Genomic DNA, 22442 nt, shown 5'->3' on the forward strand with positions numbered 1-22442 from the left:
CAATCAATTTAATATAGTTCGATCATACTATACTAGTTAAATAGTCACAAGTTTAAGAATATTTTATCAAAGCAGTCCGATAAAGTCACTGATTATTTTCTGTAATTTTCCAGTTGGTCCACTAGATATGGTTTTACCTCGGATAAAAAGTAAAGTGAACCTGTTATTAACAGCACTTCTTCATCTTTCATTCCTTGTATTTTTTCAGTAAGGTAGTCTCTCCATTGGTGAACTTTCTTCTTGTTTGGATGGGAAGATAATTCATAAAGCTCTTCAACTGAAGCGACCCTTGGAAAGTCAAAGGTCGTAAATCCGATTGCCTCCACCGCTTCTTCCAATTGAGTGATCATCGGTTTTAATTCTTTGTCGTGGAGTGCCGAAAAAAGAATTGTTACTCTTTTATTGATAAAGCGATCCTTTATGGTTTTCACCAAGGCTTGTACCCCTTCAGGATTATGGGCACCGTCAATATATATCCCGGGATTATATGATAGTGCTTCCATTCTGCCTGGCCATGATGCCTTTTTTAGCCCCTCTTTGATATGGGTACTTGCTATTTTATGCTTTTCACTAAGAAGCTCTATCACTTTAATGGCAATTCCTGCATTGTTGATTTGATGTGCACCAATCATGGAAAGCTCATACGTTTCATTCTGAAGAGGAGATGTGTAATGGAACCTCTCACCCCTTTCGAGTAAGGCTTTCCGATCAACAGAAAAATCCTCTCCAAGTTCAAACAGGTCACTGTTCATTTCCGACGCTCTTTTTCTTATCACTTTAGCCGCTTCTTTCTGGTGAACCCCTGATATGACAGGAACAGAACGTTTGATGATTCCAGCTTTCTCAAAGGCTATATCTTCTAATCTGCTACCCAGAAATTGCACATGATCCAGACCGATGCTCGTTATGACTGAAACCATGGGTGTGATGACATTTGTCGAATCAAGCCTTCCCCCAAGCCCAACCTCATAAAGGACGAGATCGACCGGTTGCATTTCGGCAAAATAATAAAAGCTCATAGCCGTTATGACTTCAAATTCAGATGGGGTTCCCCATTCAGAATGCTCCATGCTTTCGGCAATGGGCTTTATCTTTTCCACAAGAAGAGTTAAATCTTCATCTGATACAGGCACTCCATTGATGCTGATCCTCTCATTGAACCTCTCAAAATACGGTGAAGTAAAGGTGCCTACTGAATACCCTGATTCCTGTAATATATTTCGCAAATAGGTGACAGTGGATCCCTTTCCGTTTGTTCCCCCGATATGAACGGTTTTAAGCTTTTCATGAGGATTCCCAAGCCTCTCTAATAAGCAATGCATTCTCTCAAGCCCCGGCTTGATTCCAAGTCTGAGTCTTGAGTGTATCCATCCAACAGCCTTTTCATAGGTTAACAATTTCAGTCACTCCCCTTTAGGTTTCATTAGAAAGAGGGCTCAGGTCGGGACAGATTGCCGGAGAGAAAACCTTCATGCATCCCCTCAACCTTAACAATCAGACCCGATTCTAAAGCCCTCTTCTTATCCCCTGTTCAAAAGATTATAGTGATTTAAGCTCTTCGATTCTTGCTTTAACAGTCGCTTGTTTCTCTAAATAATCTTTTTCTTTTGCTTTTTCCTCATCCACTACATGTTGAGGCGCCTTGCTTACAAACTTTTCGTTGTTTAATTTGCCTTGAACGCGGGAAACTTCCTTCGTCCACTTCTCCAGCTCTTTTTGAAGACGGGCAATTTCTTCTTCGATGTTGATTAATCCTTCTAATGGAAGGAATAAGTCTACACCTGTTACTACTGCCGTCATCGCTTTATCCGGTGTATCTAATTCTGTACCCATTTCCAACTTCTCTGGATTACAGAATTTCTCAATATACGCTTTGTTCTTCTCGATAATCGTTAGTGTGTGTGCATCTTTTGCCTTCAGCATCAAGTTGATCTGCTTGCTCATCGGTGTGTTTACCTCTGCACGTACATTACGTACAGCACGAATGATGTCAACGAGGAGCTTCATCTCTTCTGCAGCCGCTTCGTCTGTAAGTTCATCTTGAACCATCGGCCATGCAGCTACAGTAATGGATTCGCCTTGATGCGGCAAGTTCTGCCATATTTCCTCGGTAATAAACGGCATGAATGGGTGTAAAAGTCTCATTGTGTTGTCCAGTACATAGGCCAGAATCGAACGGGTTGTTTTCTTAGCCGCTTCATCCTCTCCATATAAAGGCAGTTTCGCCATTTCAATATACCAATCACAGAAATCATCCCAGATGAAGTTGTAAAGAACGCGCCCCACTTCACCAAATTCATATCGATCGGCTAATCGTGTCACGGTTTCGATCGTTTCATTTAAACGGGTAAGAATCCATTTATCCGCAACTGATTTTTCACCGGAAAGATCAATTTCGTCATACGTCATTCCGTCCATGTTCATAAGGGCAAAGCGAGATGCATTCCAGATTTTATTCGCAAAGTTCCAAACAGATTCTACTTTTTCAAAGGAGAAACGTAAATCCTGACCCGGCGAGCTGCCTGTAGATAGGAAGTAGCGAAGGGAATCGGCACCGTACTTTTCGATGACATCCATCGGATCTACACCATTACCCAATGACTTACTCATTTTGCGTCCATCTGCATCCCGAACGAGTCCGTGAATCAGTACGTCTTTAAATGGTCGTTCTCCTGTAAACTCCAGTCCTTGGAAGATCATGCGCGATACCCAGAAACCGATAATATCGTACCCGGTCACAAGTGTATTCGTTGGATAATAGCGTTTAAAGTCTTCTGCATCCAGATCAGGCCAACCCATCGTTGAAAACGGCCATAGAGCTGAACTGAACCAAGTATCCAGTACATCCTCTTCCTGTGCCCAGTTTTCAATGTCTTCCGGCGCATCGTTGTTTACATAGATCTCGCCTGTTTCTTTATGATACCAGGCCGGGATGCGATGTCCCCACCAAAGCTGACGGGAAATACACCAGTCACGCGTGTTTTCCATCCAGCGCAGGTAAGACGTCTCAAAGCGGTCAGGTACAAAGTTGACTTTGCTCTCTTCCTGCTGAAGTTTTACCGCTTCTTCTGCGAGAGGATCCATCTTAACGAACCACTGAGTCGAAAGATAAGGTTCAACCACCGCTCCGCTTCTTTCTGAGTGACCGACTGAATGCATATGCTCTTCAATCTTGAATAGAACTCCTGCTTCTTGTAGGTCCTTTACAATTTCTTTGCGGCATTTAAAACGATCCATGCCTTGGTATTTATCCGCCTTGTCATTCATCGTCCCGTCTTCGCTCATTACAAGAACGCGTTCTAAATTGTGACGATTACCGATTTCGAAGTCATTCGGATCGTGAGCAGGCGTTATTTTCACTGCACCGGAACCGAATTCCATATCAACGTAGTCATCTCCTACGATCGGAATTTCACGTCCCACGATTGGAAGGGTAACGGTTTTACCGATTAAATGTTTGTAGCGATCATCTTCCGGGTGAACCGCAACGGCTGTATCACCAAGCATTGTTTCTGGACGTGTTGTAGCAATTTCAATGTGACCACTTCCATCAGCCAACGGATATCTCATATGATAGAATGCACCTTGTACATCCTGGTGAATAACCTCAATGTCTGAAAGGGCCGTTTTCGTTGCCGGGTCCCAGTTGATGATGTATTCACCACGGTAAATCAGGCCTTTGTTATAAAGGTCTACAAATACCTTTTGTACAGCTTCCGATAATCCCTCGTCCAACGTGAAACGTTCACGGCTATAATCTAAGCCCAATCCAACCTTAGACCATTGCTGACGGATATGCTCAGCATACTCTTCTTTCCATTTCCATGTTTCTTCTACGAACTTTTCACGGCCTAAGTCATAACGTGAAATGCCTTGATTGCGAAGTTTTTCATCCACTTTCGCCTGTGTCGCAATCCCGGCATGGTCCATACCCGGAAGCCATAATACATCGTAACCCTGCATGCGCTTCATTCTTGTCAGGATATCTTGGAGCGTTGTGTCCCAAGCATGACCAAGATGAAGTTTTCCTGTTACGTTTGGAGGAGGAATGACAATGGTGTACGGCTCCTTCTCCTTATCGTTTTTGGCTTCGAAATATTTACCTTCCAGCCACCATTTGTATCTGCCCTGCTCAATGGCATTTGGATCATATTTAGTCGGCATAGATAATTGCTGATTTTGAGTTTCCATTTGTTTTCCTCCTATAGTAGTGCAAATAACGACACTTTTCTAAAAAAATAAAAAAATCCCCCGTCCTATGAAAAGGACGAAGGATTCCATTCGCGGTACCACCTTTTTTCTCAGGAGAAATAAGCCTCCTGAACTCTCGACGATCATAACGGCTTTTAACCGGCTTCTACTACTGAAATTCATAGAAACAGCTCTTCAGGCGACCTTCCATTGTCTTAACGTAGAAAATCTCTCAGCTAACGATTTTCCTCTCTGAAAGTAAGGATCAATGTACTCTTCCTGTTCATTGCTTTTCAAGTATTATTTATTTACTCATTATAGTATAGGAAAAGATAAACTTTCGTCAATCATTATCGCCAATTTTTCATAAAAATATTCATTTCGCCTACTCAGGCACCATTCTTTTTCTCCATTCATAGAATAAAGTAGTGAATATACCCAGGAAAGTGAGTGGACGAATATGAAGAAAATCAATCAATACACCATGCAGAAATGGATGGGGAACGCCCGGTTAATATGTAAGCAATTCATCATACCTTTTACGATCTTTCAAGGTGTCCGGACCATTTTGCTTCCCACCACTTTTGATGTCCTTCTTTTAACTCTATTTATCGGTATTGGCCTTGCCATTTATTTCGATTGGATTTAATGGACTGACGAAATGTGGACTTCGCCAGTCCTTTTTTTTATTCTGCCTCGGCCGCCTGTTCCTGCTTCTTTTTCTCCATTTCATCTAAGCGCATGACCACATATTCCGTGTTTTTCAGAAGCCAGTAATGCCGTTGCAGTTTCTTAAGAGATTTCCGTTCATTCCGTTTGTCCTTCGGTGTATGAAAATATTTTTCCGCCACAGCGATGACCGAGCTTGGATAAGCTAAATAGCTCATGAACAGGAGCCGCTCCTCATTACGGACGGTAAAATGCTGAAAATAGGTGGTTAGCCATTCGATACATTCCTCATAATACTTAGGATAAGTTTTCAATGTTCTGGACAAAAACGGCAGCAGGTCAGGGAAGGGTGATGCCATCTTTGAGTTCTCAAAGTTGTGAAAATACCCCATGCCTCTCTCATCGAATAAAAAATGCTCTGTCGATATCTTTCCATGTGTAATGACCGTTCTGACCTTCTCCAGCTCCTTCGTTTCCTCATACCATTCATCCAGCATTTTCCTGGAGAATTTAAGTGCTTGGGAAGCGTCCTTATAGTACATACAAAAATGGAATTGAAAAGGAGACATATACGCTGTCCGTTCACATGTTTCCACATACTCATCGAGAAACTGCTGTTCTTTATCCCACCTGGATGTCAGCTGCTCGTAATGAGATTCTCTCTCTTCTTTATCAATCTTTACTTCTTGAGAGGAGAGAGTATGAAGTCTTGCCAATTCCCGGAACATTTTCTGGTGCTTTTCAAATTGATCTTCCCTTTCCTGGTTCAAGAGCCAGGGCATGACATAATATAACTGCCCATCGTTCCACACTGCATAGCGCCCATCCAATGTCGGATAGATCGGAACAATCCGGTTATAGCCCCTTTGAAACAACATTTGTACATTCCTGACAAAATCAACTCCAGTTTGGGCGGGCAGCTGCTTCACAGCAAGTGTCCCTTTATTGGAGAATACTTTGGAAATCTTCCCGTAATTCTCAACAAAATGGGGTTCGACACCATAAGGTTGTAAAACAGGCCTTAATCCCTCCAGCGTTTGTACCATACCTCTCACCTTCTAAGATTACTTTTCTAAAAAAAACGGACTAACTCCAATGAATTTGGTGTCAGCCCCGTAGTTCCTTCTATAGTGCAATTGCGCTCTTCTCAGAGGGGAGCGACCTTGCTATTTTCCTTTAACCTTTGAAGACAAATTCGCTTTTCGGGATATATAGAACCTGCCCTACATAGACATCTTGATTGGCTTCAAGTTGATTAACCCTCAATAGCTGAGGAATGGTTAGATCATACTTTTCTGCAATATAATCCAGCGTCTCTCCCTCTTGAACAATGCATACCCTTAAGGTTGCGCCCCTTTCCTCTTCTTTTCTCGCAAAGAAATCGGTAAGGGAAATGCTCTCATATTTCTTTTTACCTTTAGTCTTTTTCTTTTCATCCTTCTCTTCTCCGCTATCTTCCATCTCTGCTTCTACTGCGGAGGATGAAGAGGACTCTTCTTCTTCCTCCTCCTGCTGTTTGTATTTAGGAGGCGGTGTATAGGCAGCCTTTGGTTCTGCCGGCTGATCTTCAGATGACTCGCTCAGTTCATGCTGTGGCATTTCAAACACGTTTTCTTTTCGGAAATAATTTTCCTCATAGGTATGAGCAGGCTGAGCATCGTATTGAATCTGTACAGGTATCTCATCGTCCTCTTCAGATGGAGGTGTCCGACCTTCGAGATTAAAAGGCTGGTACTCGTCGTCTTCAGAATCCTCTTCTTCCTCCTGCTCTTCAACATTCGCCGTCAATTCTTCGACGTCGTAATTCTCATACTCGTATACTTCTTCTCTTTCTTCTTGCTCTTCTTCTGTCTCTACTTCTTCCTCCGCCGTATCCTCTTCTACTTCAGCAACTGCACTTGAACGGTAAAGCGGCTCGTAATCTTCCTCTCTGCTAAATTCAGCTTCAAGGGGAGTGTGCGTCTGCTGTTCTCCATAAATCCCTGTAATCGTCAGATCGGCATTCAATTTTAAACAAGCATTCTCAGGAACCATGTAATCGAATGACTCAACGAACACGTCGATATCGCCCAGATTGGCAATTCTATTCTTCGGAATCGTCACATCGACCGGGAAACGGTGGACAAATTCATACTCACCTTTTTCCCTCTTTTCAACTATTTGGACAAACTTACCACCCGCTTCAAACTCATCCTCTTCTTCGTCCCTCGGTGAGGTTGGTAAATATTCACCGGAAAGATCAAGGCTTCCCCTGATAAGTACATACTGCTCTTGCTCTTGTATCGTTATATGAGGATCTAAGGAGATAGATAGCAATTCTTCAACTTCCTGTCCTTTTTTAAACCAAATTGATTCTTCCAAGGAAAATCGCAAACACGATTGTTGTTCTTGTGACAAAAGAAATTCCTCCTTTCAGGTTCCAAACAAAGAAATAGTAAACAATGCCATTATCACTTTATGAACCGAAAAGGAGGAATATGATAGGAAAACGAATATAAATAGCCGATCCCTATAAAAAGGATCGGCTGCCATCACTACTTCTTACTAATCTTTTCAAACGCTTTTTCAGCAGCTTCAAGGGTCTTTTCAATATCTTCATCTGTATGAGCGGTAGATAAGAAAAGTCCTTCAAATTGGGAAGGTGGTAAGAATACACCTTCATGGGCCATTTCACGGTAGTAATCGGCAAACATCTCTAAATCTGATGACTTCGCGCCTTCGTAGTTGGTTACTTCTTCATTCGTGAAGAAGATCCCGATCATGGAACCGGCACGATTGATTCTGTGAGGGATGTTATGCTTTTCTGCCGCTTTCTTTAAGCCCTCTTCCAACAGGTCAGCTTTGCGTGTGAACTCTGTGTATGTTTCAGGAGTCAGCTGGCTCAGGGTTTCGTATCCTGCCGTCATGGCCAATGGATTCCCTGAAAGGGTTCCGGCTTGATAAATCGGACCGCTAGGAGCGATTCTTTCCATGATTTCAGTTTTACCACCGTATGCACCTACCGGCAGACCTCCACCAATGACTTTTCCTAAACAAGTCAAGTCGGGAGTTACATTGTAATAGCCTTGGGCACATCCGTATCCAACACGGAATCCAGTCATGACTTCATCAAATATCAGCAGAGAACCATGATTTTCCGTTATTTCACGAAGGCCTTCCAGGAAGCCCGCCTGAGGTGGAACGACACCCATATTACCTGCAACAGGTTCTACGATCACACCAGCAATGTCATCACCGAATTGTTCAAATGCATAACGGATGCTTTCCAAGTCATTATAAGGCACCGTAATCGTATTCTTTGCTACGCCTTCAGGCACACCCGGGCTGTCGGGCAGCCCGAGAGTCGCAACACCTGATCCTGCCTTGATTAATAAGGAGTCTCCATGACCGTGGTAGCAGCCTTCGAACTTGATGATTTTATTGCGTCCAGTGTATCCACGTGCAAGACGCAGAGCACTCATCGTCGCCTCCGTACCAGAAGACACCATACGGACCACTTCGATACTTGGAACTCTTTCAATCACTAGTTCGGCAAGTTTGTTTTCAATCTCTGTCGGGGCACCGAAGCTTGTCCCGTTTTCCGCTACTTTTTTAATGGACTCCACCACGCGGTCATTGCTGTGACCAAGAATGAGTGGTCCCCAGGATAGAACATAGTCAATATATTCATTTCCATCGATATCGTAAATTTTAGCTCCTTTTCCTCTTTCCATGAAAATCGGATCCATCTTTACGGATTTGAATGCCCGCACAGGACTGTTTACTCCACCAGGCATCAGTTTTACTGCTTCTTTAAACGCTTGCTTCGATTTCTCATATGAACGCATTCCGGTTTCCTCCTTTAGTGATCTTTCAGTCATCCTTACAGGAACTTTCCACCATTTAGGATAACCAATTCGCTACATCTTTTGCGAAATACGTAATGATAAGGTCTGCACCCGCACGTTTCATGCTTGTCAGTTTTTCCATTACGATTTCCTGTTCGTTTACCCAGCCGTTTTGAGCCGCTGCTTTCACCATGCTGTACTCTCCACTTACGTTATAAGCGACAACAGGGGCATTAAAACGGTCTTTCACTTCCCGCATGATATCTAAATAAGAAAGGGCAGGTTTGACAATTAAGAAGTCTGCGCCTTCTTCTATATCCGATTGTGCTTCTCTTAACGCTTCGAGGCGATTGGCAGGATCCATCTGATACGTTCTGCGATCTCCGAATTGCGGAGTAGAGTGTGCGGCATCACGGAATGGACCATAGAAGCTAGAGGAGTACTTAACGGCATATGACATGATCGGCACATCATGATAGCCGGCTTCGTCCAATCCGTGGCGGATCGCTGCAACGAATCCATCCATCATATTCGAAGGAGCAATGATATCTGCTCCTGCTTCAGCCTGGCTTACCGCCGTTTTTGCCAATAGATCAAGCGTAGGGTCATTCAGTACTTTTCCATCTTTAACGATTCCACAATGTCCGTGGCTCGTATATTGACATAAACAAGTATCGGCAATGACGACAAGCTCAGGATAATGTTCCTTCACAAATCGGGTGGCCCTTTGGACGATTCCGTGGTCATGATATGCTTGGGTTCCTGCCTCATCTTTTTCAGCTGGAACACCGAATAAAATGATGGATTTGATACCCAAGGAAACCACTTCATCCATTTCCGCTTTTAAGTTATCCAGGGAAATGTGATAAACCCCGGGCATGGAAGGAACGACATTCTTAATATGTTCCCCTTCCACTATAAACAGTGGATAAATTAAATCTTCTTTCCTTAGATGAGTTTCCCTTACTAACGCACGCATATGATCTGTTTGACGCAGGCGGCGGTGACGGTTAAAATGCAGATCTTTCATGTGTAAACCTCCTAAGTAAATAAAGCTTTATTTTGATGGTCTATTCGTGATAAATTCTTTCATTTCGTTTACCATTTCATTTACAGTATAAATGCCTGGACAGATTTTTACATGTAATCCGTACTGTTCAGCCGTATTTTTCGTAATGGGACCAATGCAGGCAATGGGTATGTCCCCGATTTTATCATGAAGGCTGTACTGATCGACCACCTTCATAAAATGATGAACTGTTGATGAGCTGGTAAACGTAATGATATCTAGTTCCTCTTCTTCAATGATGTCCTTTAACTGAGCGATACACCCTTCTGGAAGGACGGTTTCATAGACGATCCATTCCTGACAGGACACCCCTGCAGAGGCCAGCTCTGAAGCAATGACGTTTCTTGCCAGGTTCCCTTTGGGGATCAGAACGTCTCCTGAAGGCTTCACTTTCGAGATGAATTCGTCTGCAAAGTCATCCCCTGTAAAATGCTCGGGCACGAAGGAAACAGGAATCCCATATTTCCTGCAATAGTGTTCCGTTTTACTTCCGACTGCAGCAAACTTCCCGGAAAAAGAAGATAAATCGAGTTGTAATCGCTTCAATGCTTGAAGAAAGAATCTTACACCATTTTTGCTGGTGAAAATAATCCATTCGTACGTATGTATGGTTGTATAAAGATGCGTTTCCCACTCATCTTCATGAGGTTGAAAATGAAGGAGCGGCACCACAATCGGAACCCCTCCCACGTCTTCGATGAGGGAAGCCGTTTCACTGGATCCCTCACTTCCGCGAGTAATCAAAACCTTTATGTTTTCTAAAGGCCCTTTACCCTCCATTATTGATCTAGCTCCTCTTTCACCTGATCGATTAAAGCCTTAGCTCCCAGGTCTGTTAAGCTCTCAGCTACTTTTTCCCCTACTTGCTGAGGATTTTGTCCCACCATGTATTCTTTATAAATCGTTTTCCCATCAGGTGAAGCTACTAGCCCCGTTAGAGCGACGTCCCCGTTGTCTTTCAGCTCAGCAAATCCCGCAATCGGCACCTGACATCCACCTTCCATTTTATGAAGGAACGCTCTTTCAGCCGTAACGGTCTCAGTCGTCTCAACACAAGCAAACTTCTGAAGAAGCTCCAGCAACTCAGAATCATCTTCTCTGCATTCAATGGATAACGCACCTTGCCCCACTGCAGGAAGGCATAGGTCTGGATCAAGGAATTCCGTTACAACATCTGATGTCCAGCCCATACGTGATAACCCTGCCGCTGCAAGGATGATCGCGTCGTAATCCTCATTTTTAAGCTTCGTTAAGCGCGTATCGATATTTCCACGGATCCATTTGATTTCAAGATCTGGACGAACGGATAAAATCTGTGCCCCTCTGCGCAGACTGCTCGTTCCTATGATGGCACCACCAGGTAAGTCTTTAAGCGCCACATGATTTTTACTGATGAACGCATCACGATGATCCTCACGTTCAGGTATACATCCGATGGTCAGTCCTTCAGGTAAAACCGCAGGCATGTCTTTCATACTGTGGACGGCCATATCGATCTCTTTATCCATCATCGCTTGTTCAATTTCTTTTACAAACAAGCCCTTTCCACCGACTTTTGACAGGGTGACATCAAGTATTTGGTCCCCTTTTGTAACGATTTCCTTCACTTCGAATTCGTAAGAGGGATCCAGTTCTTTCAACTGATTGATCACCCAATTTGTTTGTGTCAGTGCTAATTTACTTCGTCTCGATCCAACAATGATTTTTCTCATAATGACCTCCTGAAAACTTATGAATACCAGAAATGAAATGAAGACAACCTACTGCCCAAGAAAAAGTTAATTAAAATGATCAAAAAGGCTGCAACATTAAGAAAAGCTAAAGATTTACCAAATACATTCTTTTTAATGCGAAGATATAAATAACTACTATATAAAATTAATAGAATGAATGAGCCTACTATTTTCGGATCATACCATAGAAATTCCGGTAGTTTGATGTATGCCCATTGCAGCCCAAGAATTAAGCTCAATAGAAGCATGGCTACCCCAATGGAGTTCGATATATATGAAATTTTTTCAAGTTTGGTCAAATCGCTGATCCGCCATAACCTTTGTCCCCATTTTTTCTCCTTCAAAAGTTTAAATTGCAGGAGGTAAAGCAAGGAAAACACAAAGGATAGTGAAAATGCCCCATACGAAAGGATGGCCATCGTAATATGAATCAACAATAATTCAGATACGAGTTGTTCTGCCATCGCCCGTGACTCAACCTGTACCGGTGCAAACGTATGGATTGCCATGATGATGAATCCCAGTACATTTGTGAAGAACACCGTAAAATCCACTCTTAATAATCGATTGATGACAAGTGACAGGGTGATGAGGACCCAGGCATAAAAATAAAGTCCCTCAAAGATGGTGAGGACCGGAAACCTGCCTGTATTCATCATGTATAGAAATAAAAAGATTGTTTGAAGGATCCAAACAATCGCAAGTAACCAGAAGGCAAGCAGATTCGCCTTCCGGTTTTTGTTTAAGAAATCTATAAAGTAAAAGAGAATACTAATAGCATACAGAACAATCATAAGTTCATGCAGCCTAGTCATCGTTTGTTCAAACATAGACAATAACCTCACTTATGCTTGAAAAGAAGGTTGTGGTACAAGCTTAAGATCGCTCTCAGTCTTTTCATTGGCTGCTTTCACTTGTTTCTGCTCTTGCACTTGTTGTTCAATATTAAAGATATTGATGAATAAGTCCAGTTTATCATCCGCATCAGGAAGTCCTGCGAATTCCTTCGCTTGAAGGATTGGGTCCTTCAACAACTGATTGATAATACTTTTCGTATGCTTATTTAACACTTTTCGCTCACGATCAGTTAAGTCGGGCATTTTCCGTTCAATGCTCTCCATCGTTTCAGCTTGAATGGAAAGTGCTTTTTGTCGCAGTGCTGAAATAACCGGAACAACTCCAAGCATACTCAACCACTCTTTAAAAGCTACAATTTCAGCTTCAATCATGATTTCGATTTCCTCAGCGGCTTTCTTTCGCTCAGCCAGGTTCGCCTGAACGATGCCTTCTAAATCGTCGATATCATAAAGGAAGATACTTTCTAATTCTCCAATGGATGGATCCAGGTCACGAGGTACCGCAATGTCCACCATGAAAAGAGGACGTCCCTTTCTCATTCTTTCCACATGCGACATCATCTCTTTTGTGATGACAAAATCCTTTGCACCAGTAGAACTGATCATAATATCCGCCTCTACAAGGGCACATTGAAGCTCCTTCAATGTTTTGGCATTACCACTGAAACGGTCCGCCAAGGTTTGAGCCTTTTCAAACGTACGATTGATGACCGTCACTTTAGTGGCTCCGCTCCCATGAAGGTTTTGGATCGCAAGTTCTCCCATTTTACCTGCACCAAGAATAAGAACATGCTTTTTCTCCAGGCTGCCGAATACTTTTTTAGCTAATTCAACGGCTGCATAGCTGACAGACACAGCATTGGAACCAATATCTGTTTCAGAGTGACCCTTTTTGGCTACCGTCACTGCCTGCTTGAACAGATGATTAAATACTGTACCAGTCGCACCTGACTCCTGTGCATTCAGGAAACTGGAACGAATCTGTCCGAGGATCTGGGTTTCCCCCAACACCATTGAATTCAATCCGCACGCAACCTTAAAAAGGTGTTCGACTGCTCCTTCTTGTTCATAAATGAACAGATAAGGCGTGAACTCCTCTTTATCTATATCAAACCATTGAGATAAGAAATCTTTAATATAATAACGACCTGTATGAAGCTGATCCACTACTGCATAGACTTCCGTTCTATTGCATGTAGACACAATCACATTTTCAAGAATGCTCTTCTTTTCCTTTAAAGCCTTCATAGCGAAAGGAAGATCAGTTTCATTGAATGATAAACGCTCACGAATCTCAACAGGGGCCGTTTTGTAATTCAAACCAACGACTATTGTATACATGCTATGCACTACACCCCCAACTAAAATCATTACTCTTATTATAACATGTCCGAAAAAGCTCCTGACCCCTAAATGTGAACAGAAATTGAAACCTAAGTATGGTACATTTATAAGGTACGAAGGGCATGCTTCTTCCGGGACTTGCTAAACATTCATTTTTTCATATACATTTAAGATTAACAAACAATCAATATGAAAGCATTTTCAATTCTAAAAAAATCTTTTATATTTCGACATTCCTTACTAATGTAGGGTACCAAAACAAGCCTAAAGAATCAAGTAATGGAAAGGCTTTTCCCCTGGACATCCGGGCTTATTTTTATTAGTATGTATTATTTTCCCTAAAAAAACAGTATTTAAAACATTTAGTATAAAAAGATATGGGAGGAAGAGTATGAAACAACAACAAAGAATTTTCCCAGGAATGATCTTAATCGGCTTTGGGGCATACTTTTACTTACAGCAAGCGAACATAGTGCTGTTTCAGGAGTTCTTTACGTGGCCTACTTTACTGATGATTGTTGGACTTGCTTTTCTCGGACAGGGATATGGCGGAAGAGATCATGAAGCGATCTTACCGGGTACGATCCTCGTTGGATTCGGTCTCCATTTCCATGTTGTCAATAAACTCGAAATCTGGCCGGATCACATGGGGACATTCATTTTGATCATTGCATTGGGTTTTCTCCTCAGGTATCAGAAAACGAGAGCAGGGCTATTTCAAGGGGTGCTTTTTTTAACCCTTTCTATCATTCTCTTATTCTATGACAAAGTGGCGGGATGGTTTGGCTTCATTGGAGGTAATGTGGAGACTGCATGGGAATTCTGGCCAATTATCATTATTGGAATCGGCGTTTATTTATTGTTTATAAAGAAAAAATAATCCATAATAATAGCCCGGAAATCACTCCGGGCTTTTTGTACATTCTATTATAAAACTGAATCCAGAAATTCTCTTGTCCTCTGCTCTTTTGGAGCATTGAACAATTCTTGGGGAGGACCCACTTCAACGATCCTGCCATCGTGCATATACACGACCCAATCGGCTACCTCACGGGCAAACCCCATTTCATGGGTCACGACGACCATCGTCATCCCTTCTAAAGCAAGCTCCTTCATGGTTGCCAGGACCTCTCCGACCAATTCAGGGTCAAGTGCTGAGGTAGGTTCATCGAAGAGCATGATTTCAGGCTTCATGGCAAGTGCCCTTGCAATGGCCACACGCTGTTTCTGTCCACCGGAAAGCTTGGATGGATAGACATTTTCCTTATCCCCAAGTCCAACCTTTTTTAATAATTCTTTCGCATCCTTTTTTGCTTCGGCCTTCTGCACACCTTTTACGTAAACAGGTGCCTCCATCACATTTTCCAGTACCGTTTTGTGAGGAAAAAGATAGAAATGTTGAAATACCATCCCTACTTTTTGACGGATTTTATTTAAATCATGTGTATCCTGGTTGACTTCATCGCCTTCGATGACAACCTTTCCATTGTCTTTCAATTCAAGGAAGTTTAGGCAGCGGAGCAATGTACTCTTCCCTGATCCACTGGCTCCAATGAGGCAAACCACATCACTTTCTTTTACGCTGATATCAATGTCCTTCAATACATGTAAATCACCAAAGGATTTATTTAATTTCTCCACTTTAATCATTTCCTGACTCACACTCATCCCTCCCGCATCTTTATTAATCACTAACTGACATCCGTTTTTCTATGATATTGACAATCGTTGAGAATACCAGTACCAGTACTAGATAATAGATCGCTACAACGAGCAGGTAGGTCATGTAATCGAAGTTGTTGGAACCAAGCGTCGTTGCTACACTAAACAATTCGAACATCCCGATGAATGATGCAAGAGATGAATCCTTTAATGCAATGATGAACTGATTGCCCAGTGGCGGCAGGGCCCGTCTGAATGCCTGTGGAAGAATGATTCTTCTCATGGACAACCCGAGAGACATCCCGAGGGACCGTCCCGCTTCCATTTGTCCTTTATCAATGGATTGAATGGCTCCACGGAAAATCTCGGCGATATAGGCACCATTATGGAAGGCAAGTCCCATTACGACAGACCAGAAGCCTGAGATGTTTAATGAGGTTAATCCAAAGTAGAAAATAAAGATTTGAACAATCAATGGTGTTCCACGTACTACGAAAATATATAAATCCGCTAAAAGTTCCAATGGCTTGATTCCGGAAATCTTAAGAAAAGCGAAAAACAAACCAATCACAATCGCAATCAGAACAGATACAAAGGTTAATTGGAATGTCAATAACATCCCTTTAAGAAAAACATCATATGTACTTGTTAACGTTTCAAAAAAGTGCATGAACTTCCCTCCAGTCTATTCAATCCGTGTAAATAACGGACAAAAAGCGAATGCGCATAGAAGCACATTCGCTCTGTGTCATGCTGCCTTTACTCTTCTTCGGGATCTGATGTGATATCTGTATTGAAATACTTTTCACTGATTTTCTTGAGCGTTCCGTCTTCTCTTAATGCTTCTAATGCTTTATTGACTTCATCGAGTAACGCTTCATTTTCTTTGCTTACAGCGATGGCTTGTTCACTGCGGCCGATCAGCTCACGCGCTTCGATATTTAAATCAGCAGCGATCGCTTCTTTTCCGGTAATGAAGTCGGTAATAACGGCATCATGCTTGCCCTTATTTAATGCTTCTAATGCGACTACGTCACTATCATATTGTTGAATATTATCCGTTACTCCCTGGGCAGTCTCAGCATAAGTAGATCCCTTGGAAACGGCAATCTCCATTCCTTCCAGGTCATCCAGCGTTTCTACAGAACTGTCCGGACGAACGAAAATCTGCGGGCCGGAATAATAATAAGGAGTTGAGAAGTCTACTTCCTTCAAGCGTTCATCCGTGATCGTATGGCTGGCAACCGCTGCATCAAAACGACCCGATTTCACTCCTTCTACAATTCCTGCAAACTTAAATTTCTTCTGTTCAGGTTCAAGACCCATTTCTTTCGCAACGGCTTCTGCCACTTCAATATCGAAACCTGACATGGTTCCATCATTATTTGTTACACTGAATGGCTTGAATTCACCTGAAGCTGCATAAATGAATTTGCCTTCCTCTACTAACTTCGCACCATTTTCCGTTGTGGCTTTGTCGCCGCAGGCTGATAGAAGAAGCACAGAAATGAATAACAAGATTAGGCTTTTCCAATTCTTCACTGGCTAGAGTCCCCCTTATGTAGCTTTGTAATATTTTTAATCTTTCATAATTTTATCAACAAAAGAGAAAATTCTCAAAATTCAAATATAGCTTCCACAGCTTATAATTTTCCATTTTAGTGGATGAAACGGATTCAGCTCTGTTACAGATACATATACGTCTCCATCCTTTTATTTCCTTTCATATGCTTCGGTGTTATAGGCCAATCAACCTTATACGGACTTCTGTAGACCCTCTTTTCTACTACTTTTAAGCTAGATTGGTGTTGTCATGATTTAGTAATGAAAAACCTGTTACTCAAGTAGTTAGTTATAACATTAGATCTGCAAAAGCTCTGCCAATAAGCGAGTGCTGGATGGTGAGGGGAACCGCTCCGCTTTCCGCGGACGTTCGGCCGAGCCTCCTCAGCTTAGCCGAACGGGGTCTCGGCACGACCGTACTTCCGCAGGAGTCTACGCAGTTCCCCTCACCATCTAAAACAAGATTTACGTGACAGAGCACAGTAGTGATAATAGAAATTGGAAAAACAGGATCTCTACAATAGGAGCTAATATAGACCGCTCAGCATTTTGAAAAATGCATGTGTTGTTAACATGTGTAGGTATTTATATTTGTCTTTTTCAAGAAACCCCTGCATAGAGTTGATTGGAGCGGCAATCAACCACTACTTCCCCTTCAGAAAGCAATTAGGTTTACAAAAAGCGCTAGTATTAAAAAAGAACTGATCTCCGCTTATGCGGAAACCAGTTCTTTTTAAGGCTTATTTATAATACGACTTGATGGCGTCCCAGGCTTTGTCTTTTCCAAGGCCTGTTTCGGAAGAGAACATGATGAGATCGTCTTCTTTGTCCATATTTAGGGTTTCTCTTGTTACTTTCAAGTGTTTCTGCCATTTGCCTTTGGGGATTTTGTCGGCTTTCGTGGCGATGACGATGCATGGAAGCTCATGATGCTTGAGGAAATCATACATCATCACATCATCATTGGTTGGGGCATGGCGCAGGTCCACGATCAGGACAACCGCCCTTAGCTGCTCACGGGAAGTGATGTATGTTTCAATCATTTTCCCCCATGCTTCCCGTTCTGTTTTGGATACTTTGGCAAAACCATATCCAGGTACATCCACATAATAGAGGGTTTCTTCTATTTTATAGAAGTTCAGCGTCTGGGTTTTACCCGGCTTGGATGAAATCCTTGCCATGCTCTTTCGACCGATCATTTTATTGATGAATGAGGATTTCCCTACGTTGGAGCGTCCCGCTAAGGCAAACTCTGGAAGGAAATCGCCAGGATATTGTTCAGGCCTGACTGCACTGATGACTAGCTCAACTTGATTTACTTTCACTTCTTTTCACCTACTAATGCTTTCTCTAAGACTTCATCAATATGGGATACGAGGATGAACGTTAATTCTTCCCTCACACTTTCAGGAATGTCATCGATATCCTTTTCATTATCTTTAGGCAGGATAATCGTTTTAATTCCGGCACGATGAGCGCTTAATGTTTTTTCTTTCACTCCTCCGATTGGAAGAACTCTTCCTCTCAGAGTCATTTCACCTGTCATTCCTACTTCACGATTGACGTATTTACCTGTCAGTGCTGATACAAGTGCTGTCGTAATGGTGATCCCTGCTGAAGGACCGTCTTTTGGGACTGCTCCTTCGGGAACGTGGATGTGAATATCATGTTTTTCGTGGAATGACTCGTCGATCCCAAGATCTTTCGCTTTCGAACGAACATAACTAAATGCCGTCTGAGCGGATTCCTTCATGACGTCTCCCAATTTACCTGTCAACACAAGCTTTCCTTTACCAGGTGCTAAGGATACCTCGATCTGTAAAGTATCCCCGCCAACGGTCGTGTAAGCAAGACCTGTTGAAACCCCGATTTGGTTTTCTACTTCTGCTTGACCATAACGGAACTTCTTCTTCCCCAGGAACTCTTCAATATTACTGGACGTAATCACGACTCGCTTCTTCTCACCGGAGACAATGATCTTCGCCGTTTTTCTACAAAGGGCTGCAAGGTGGCGTTCTAAACTCCTTACCCCGGCTTCTCTTGTGTAATAGCGAACAATATCGACAATCGCTTCATCCCTGACTTGAAGCTTCGATTTGTTTAAGCCATGATCTTTGATCTGCTTTTCTAATAAATGATGCTTCGCGATATTTAATTTTTCAAGCTCTGTATAACCTGCAATCGTAATGATTTCCATTCTGTCTCGGAGTGGACCGGGAATGGTCGATAAATCATTCGCCGTTGCGATGAACATGACCTTGGATAAATCATACGTTTCTTCAATATAGTGATCACTGAAGTTCGAATTCTGTTCTGGATCAAGTACTTCAAGCATCGCTGAAGAAGGATCACCTCTGAAGTCACTTGACATTTTGTCAATTTCATCAAGGAGGAAGACAGGGTTGATGGTACCTGCTTTTTTCATGCCCCTAATGATTCTCCCTGGCATCGCACCCACATACGTACGCCTGTGACCTCTGATCTCTGACTCATCCCTGACGCCTCCAAGAGAAATCCGGACAAAGTTTCGACCCAGTGATTCAGCCACCGAGCGGGCTAAGCTCGTTTTCCCGACACCCGGAGGTCCGGCAAGACATAGAATAGGTCCTTTCAGAGATCGTGTTAACTGTTGAACAGCCAGGTATTCAAGTACTCTCTCTTTTACCTTCTCAAGCCCGTAATGATCGCGGTTTAAGATCTGTTCAGAGCGATTTATATCTAATTGATCTTCCGTTTCAGTCGACCAAGGAAGGGATACAAGCCATTCGATATAATTACGTATAACGGAGCTTTCAGCAGAGCTTGATGGCACTTTCTCGTAGCGGGCCAACTCTTTCAATACAGTTCTTTCAACATCCTCCGGCATATCCGCTTGTTCAATCTTAGATGTCAAATCTTCAATTTCACCGGTTTTTCCTTCTTTGTCGCCTAATTCTTTTTGAATGGCTTTCATTTGTTCCCGTAAGTAGTATTCTTTCTGGGTTCTTTCCATGGAACGCTTCACACGCTGCCCGATTTTCTTTTCAAGGCTAAGCACTTCTTTTTCATTGTTAATGGTCTCGATCACCATTTGAAGCCGCTTCTTAATATCCAGTGTTTCAAGAACGTTTTGCTTTTCTTTCATCTTCAAAGGAAGATGGGAGGCTACGATATCCGCAAGTCTTCCCGGCTCTTCAATATCTGACACAGTGGAATACGTTTCGGCTGAAACTTTTTTTGATAGCTTTATGTATTGTTCGAAATAATTCAATAACGTCCTCATTAAAGCGTCTGTTTCTGATTCTTTCACATCGGAATCATTGAATTCCTTAACTTCCACTTCATAAAAGTCTTTTTGCTCGGTAAATGTTTCAATAGACGCCCTGTTTAAACCTTCAACCAGAACTCTGATCGTTCCATTGGGTAATTTAAGCATCTGCTTTACCTTTGTTAGAGTTCCCATTTCGTAAAAATCTTCTTGTGTTGGCTCATCTATATTCATATCTCTTTGAGTGGTTAAGAAAATTAAATGATCATCCATCATTGCTTTTTCTAAAGCTTGTACGGAGCGCTCACGTCCAACATCTAAATGCAAGACCATTGTTGGATACACAAGTAAGCCTCTTAATGGAAGGAGGGGAACCGTTAAATTATTTTGATTTGCCACATATAACACCTCCGAATTTTGCTCTAAGTCTTTGTACAATTCTAACTTATTTACTAGGTAGTGTCTATTAAATAGGTATTTACAACTTTATTCGAATCGTTTATCGCTTATTCCAGTTTCTCTTCCATTCAAAAACAAACCGATTCGGATAGACCCGAATCGGTCAACAGTCTATACACTCTTCTTATTTTGTTCTGTTATTAGATCAGTTTGCTGTGGTGTTTCCTTCATAAGAGCAAGATCCAATACTTCTTTAAGCTGTTTCACCGGGATCACTTCAATCCCCTCAATTTCACTTAACATTGCTTGCTGGTTATCATAAGGAATGATCGCTATGGTGGCACCTGCCAATTTTGCGCCCTTCACTTTCGCGGTCACGCCCCCGACTGGTTTCACAAGACCGTGGATACTGATCTCACCGGTAACAGCAATGGTATGTTTCACCGGGATACGGTAAATGGCAGAGTAGATACCAAGTGCCATGGCGATTCCGGCAGAAGGTCCGTCTACAGGGACTCCACCAGGAAAGTTTACATGAATATCATATTGATCAGCAGGTACTCCCATGGAACGGAGCACGGTAATCACATTTTCGATTGAGCCTTTCGCCATGCTTTTTCTACGGACTGATTTACTACGGTCCCCAATGCTTTCTTCTTCCACAATTCCCGTCACATTGATCAGTCCTTTATCCGTTGCCGGGATAACCGTTACTTCAATCTCTAGTAATGAACCCGTATTAGGGCCTGTTACGGCTAATCCATTTACTAGACCGATCGTTGCTTGTTCATTGATTTTTTTCTGATAGCGGGGAGAGAGCTGACTGGATTGGATGATCCACTCGAGTTCATGATCAAAGATTTCTTTTCTGTTTTCGGTAATGGCCACTCCAGCTGCAATCTGGACCATATTAACCGCTTCACGCCCATTACGGGCATAGGAGGCAAGGGTTTCAAGGCCCTTGTCACTAATCGACATCTCTACTTTTCCAACGGCTCTGGCAGCTACTTTTTTCACTTCATCATGCTCAAGCTCCCTAAAGAAAACTTCCATACATCTCGAGCGAATGGCAGGCGGAATTTCACTTGGGGTACGGGTGGTCGCACCGATTAAACGAAAATCTGCCGGAAGGCCATTTTTGAAAATATCATGTATGTGGGTAGGGATTTGATGATTCTCTTCATTATAGTAGGCACTTTCAAGAAACACTCTGCGATCTTCCAGAACTTTTAATAATTTATTCATTTGGATAGGATGCAATTCTCCTATTTCATCAATGAACAATACTCCTCCATGGGCATTCGTTACAGCCCCTTGCTTCGGCTGGGGAATCCCCGCTTGTCCCATGGCACCCGCTCCTTGATAGATTGGATCATGGACAGACCCAATCAATGGATCGGCAATTCCCCGTTCATCGAAACGTGCGGTTGTGGCATCCAGTTCAACAAAAACAGCTGCAGGTTTAAAAGGAGATTTAATATTTTTCTTGGCTTCTTCCAGGACCAGCCGGGCAGCTGCGGTTTTCCCGACTCCAGGCGGACCATAGATGATCACATGCTGAGGGTTCGGACTGCATAATGCCGCTTTTAAGGCTTTAATTCCATCTTCCTGGCCAACAATATCTTCAAAGCTTGATGGTCTTACTTTTTCTGCAAGAGGTTCAGTTAGTGAAATGGATCTCATCTTTCGTAGCTCTTCCATTTCCTTTTTTGACTCACGATCAATGGAAACTTTTTGCGTTCGCTGATTTTTCAATAGGTTCCAGAAATACAATCCAATGATGATTCCGAAGAATAATTGGATAAACAAAGCGATGCTAGTAAAGCTCATTCGTCTCCCTCCAAGTAGATACAAGTTGTTATCGGTTAGTATCTCCTTGAC

The 22442-nt window shown here is 42.5% G+C and carries 18 protein-coding genes and 1 other annotated feature; of the genes, 2 read left to right on the top strand and 16 right to left on the bottom strand.

Features of this window, described 5'->3' with window-relative positions; genetic code table 11:
* Positions 1–92: 92 nt before the first annotated feature.
* Positions 93–1397, bottom strand: a complete 1305-nt coding sequence (locus tag ACXAF2_RS05360) for a bifunctional folylpolyglutamate synthase/dihydrofolate synthase (RefSeq protein ID WP_475137673.1) — start codon at positions 1395–1397, stop codon at positions 93–95.
* A 142-nt stretch (positions 1398–1539) separates the two neighbouring features.
* Positions 1540–4191 carry a valine--tRNA ligase gene (locus tag ACXAF2_RS05365; protein WP_475137674.1) on the bottom strand — a complete coding sequence of 884 codons (2652 nt, stop codon included), beginning with the start codon at positions 4189–4191 and terminating at the stop codon, positions 1540–1542.
* Between the two features lie 69 nt (positions 4192–4260).
* Positions 4261–4487: a binding site (T-box leader), on the bottom strand.
* A 164-nt stretch (positions 4488–4651) separates the two neighbouring features.
* Here ACXAF2_RS05365 and ACXAF2_RS05370 point away from each other — a divergent pair.
* Positions 4652–4840 (top strand): hypothetical protein, encoded by a 189-nt coding sequence (locus ACXAF2_RS05370; protein ID WP_044339496.1) that lies wholly within the window; start codon positions 4652–4654, stop codon positions 4838–4840.
* Positions 4841–4877: 37 nt separating this feature from the next.
* Here the strand turns inward: ACXAF2_RS05370 and ysxE are convergent, their stop codons facing one another.
* The 8 genes from ysxE to hemA form a co-directional block, all read right to left on the bottom strand.
* Positions 4878–5906 (bottom strand): spore coat protein YsxE, encoded by a 1029-nt coding sequence (gene ysxE / locus ACXAF2_RS05375; RefSeq protein ID WP_475137675.1) that lies wholly within the window; start codon positions 5904–5906, stop codon positions 4878–4880.
* Positions 5907–6036: 130 nt separating this feature from the next.
* Positions 6037–7257, bottom strand: coding sequence for a stage VI sporulation protein D (gene spoVID / locus ACXAF2_RS05380; protein WP_475137676.1), 1221 nt, complete (start codon positions 7255–7257; stop codon positions 6037–6039).
* Between the two features lie 137 nt (positions 7258–7394).
* Positions 7395–8687, bottom strand: a complete 1293-nt coding sequence (gene hemL, locus ACXAF2_RS05385) for a glutamate-1-semialdehyde 2,1-aminomutase (RefSeq protein ID WP_475137677.1) — start codon at positions 8685–8687, stop codon at positions 7395–7397.
* A gap of 55 nt (positions 8688–8742) precedes the next feature.
* On the bottom strand, positions 8743–9717 hold the full coding sequence (hemB, locus tag ACXAF2_RS05390) for a porphobilinogen synthase (protein ID WP_475137678.1): 975 nt from the start codon (positions 9715–9717) through the stop codon (positions 8743–8745).
* A gap of 27 nt (positions 9718–9744) precedes the next feature.
* Positions 9745–10536 (bottom strand): uroporphyrinogen-III synthase, encoded by a 792-nt coding sequence (locus ACXAF2_RS05395; protein WP_475137679.1) that lies wholly within the window; start codon positions 10534–10536, stop codon positions 9745–9747.
* Complete coding sequence (hemC, locus tag ACXAF2_RS05400) at positions 10536–11468, bottom strand: hydroxymethylbilane synthase (protein WP_475137680.1); 933 nt, start codon at positions 11466–11468, stop codon at positions 10536–10538. The genes ACXAF2_RS05395 and hemC overlap by 1 nt, the downstream gene beginning before the upstream one ends.
* Positions 11469–11485: 17 nt before the next feature.
* Positions 11486–12319, bottom strand: a complete 834-nt coding sequence (gene ccsA, locus ACXAF2_RS05405; RefSeq protein ID WP_475137681.1) for a cytochrome c biogenesis protein CcsA — start codon at positions 12317–12319, stop codon at positions 11486–11488.
* Between the two features lie 15 nt (positions 12320–12334).
* Positions 12335–13687, bottom strand: coding sequence for a glutamyl-tRNA reductase (gene hemA, locus ACXAF2_RS05410; protein WP_475137682.1), 1353 nt, complete (start codon positions 13685–13687; stop codon positions 12335–12337).
* Between the two features lie 394 nt (positions 13688–14081).
* Between hemA and ACXAF2_RS05415 the strand changes: the two genes are divergently transcribed.
* On the top strand, positions 14082–14570 hold the full coding sequence (locus ACXAF2_RS05415) for a LiaI-LiaF-like domain-containing protein (protein WP_475137683.1): 489 nt from the start codon (positions 14082–14084) through the stop codon (positions 14568–14570).
* Positions 14571–14617: 47 nt separating this feature from the next.
* On the opposite strand, the gene ACXAF2_RS05420 is transcribed toward ACXAF2_RS05415, so the two are convergent.
* From ACXAF2_RS05420 to lonB, 6 genes are all read right to left on the bottom strand, one after another.
* Positions 14618–15340, bottom strand: a complete 723-nt coding sequence (locus ACXAF2_RS05420; RefSeq protein WP_475139118.1) for an amino acid ABC transporter ATP-binding protein — start codon at positions 15338–15340, stop codon at positions 14618–14620.
* Between the two features lie 34 nt (positions 15341–15374).
* On the bottom strand, positions 15375–16022 hold the full coding sequence (locus ACXAF2_RS05425) for an amino acid ABC transporter permease (protein WP_148969847.1): 648 nt from the start codon (positions 16020–16022) through the stop codon (positions 15375–15377).
* Between the two features lie 89 nt (positions 16023–16111).
* Positions 16112–16894 (bottom strand): transporter substrate-binding domain-containing protein, encoded by a 783-nt coding sequence (locus ACXAF2_RS05430; protein ID WP_475137684.1) that lies wholly within the window; start codon positions 16892–16894, stop codon positions 16112–16114.
* A gap of 761 nt (positions 16895–17655) precedes the next feature.
* Positions 17656–18240: a ribosome biogenesis GTP-binding protein YihA/YsxC gene (yihA, locus tag ACXAF2_RS05435; RefSeq protein WP_149156265.1), complete on the bottom strand. Its 585-nt coding sequence runs from the start codon at positions 18238–18240 to the stop codon at positions 17656–17658.
* Entirely contained in the window at positions 18237–20561 is a 2325-nt protein-coding gene (gene lon, locus ACXAF2_RS05440; protein ID WP_475137685.1) for an endopeptidase La, read from the bottom strand. The genes yihA and lon overlap by 4 nt, the downstream gene beginning before the upstream one ends.
* A gap of 171 nt (positions 20562–20732) precedes the next feature.
* Positions 20733–22391: an ATP-dependent protease LonB gene (gene lonB / locus ACXAF2_RS05445; protein WP_475137686.1), complete on the bottom strand. Its 1659-nt coding sequence runs from the start codon at positions 22389–22391 to the stop codon at positions 20733–20735.
* Between the last annotated feature and the right edge of the window lie 51 nt (positions 22392–22442).

The sequence above is a fragment of the Rossellomorea sp. ABR4_004 genome (genome assembly GCF_056159585.1).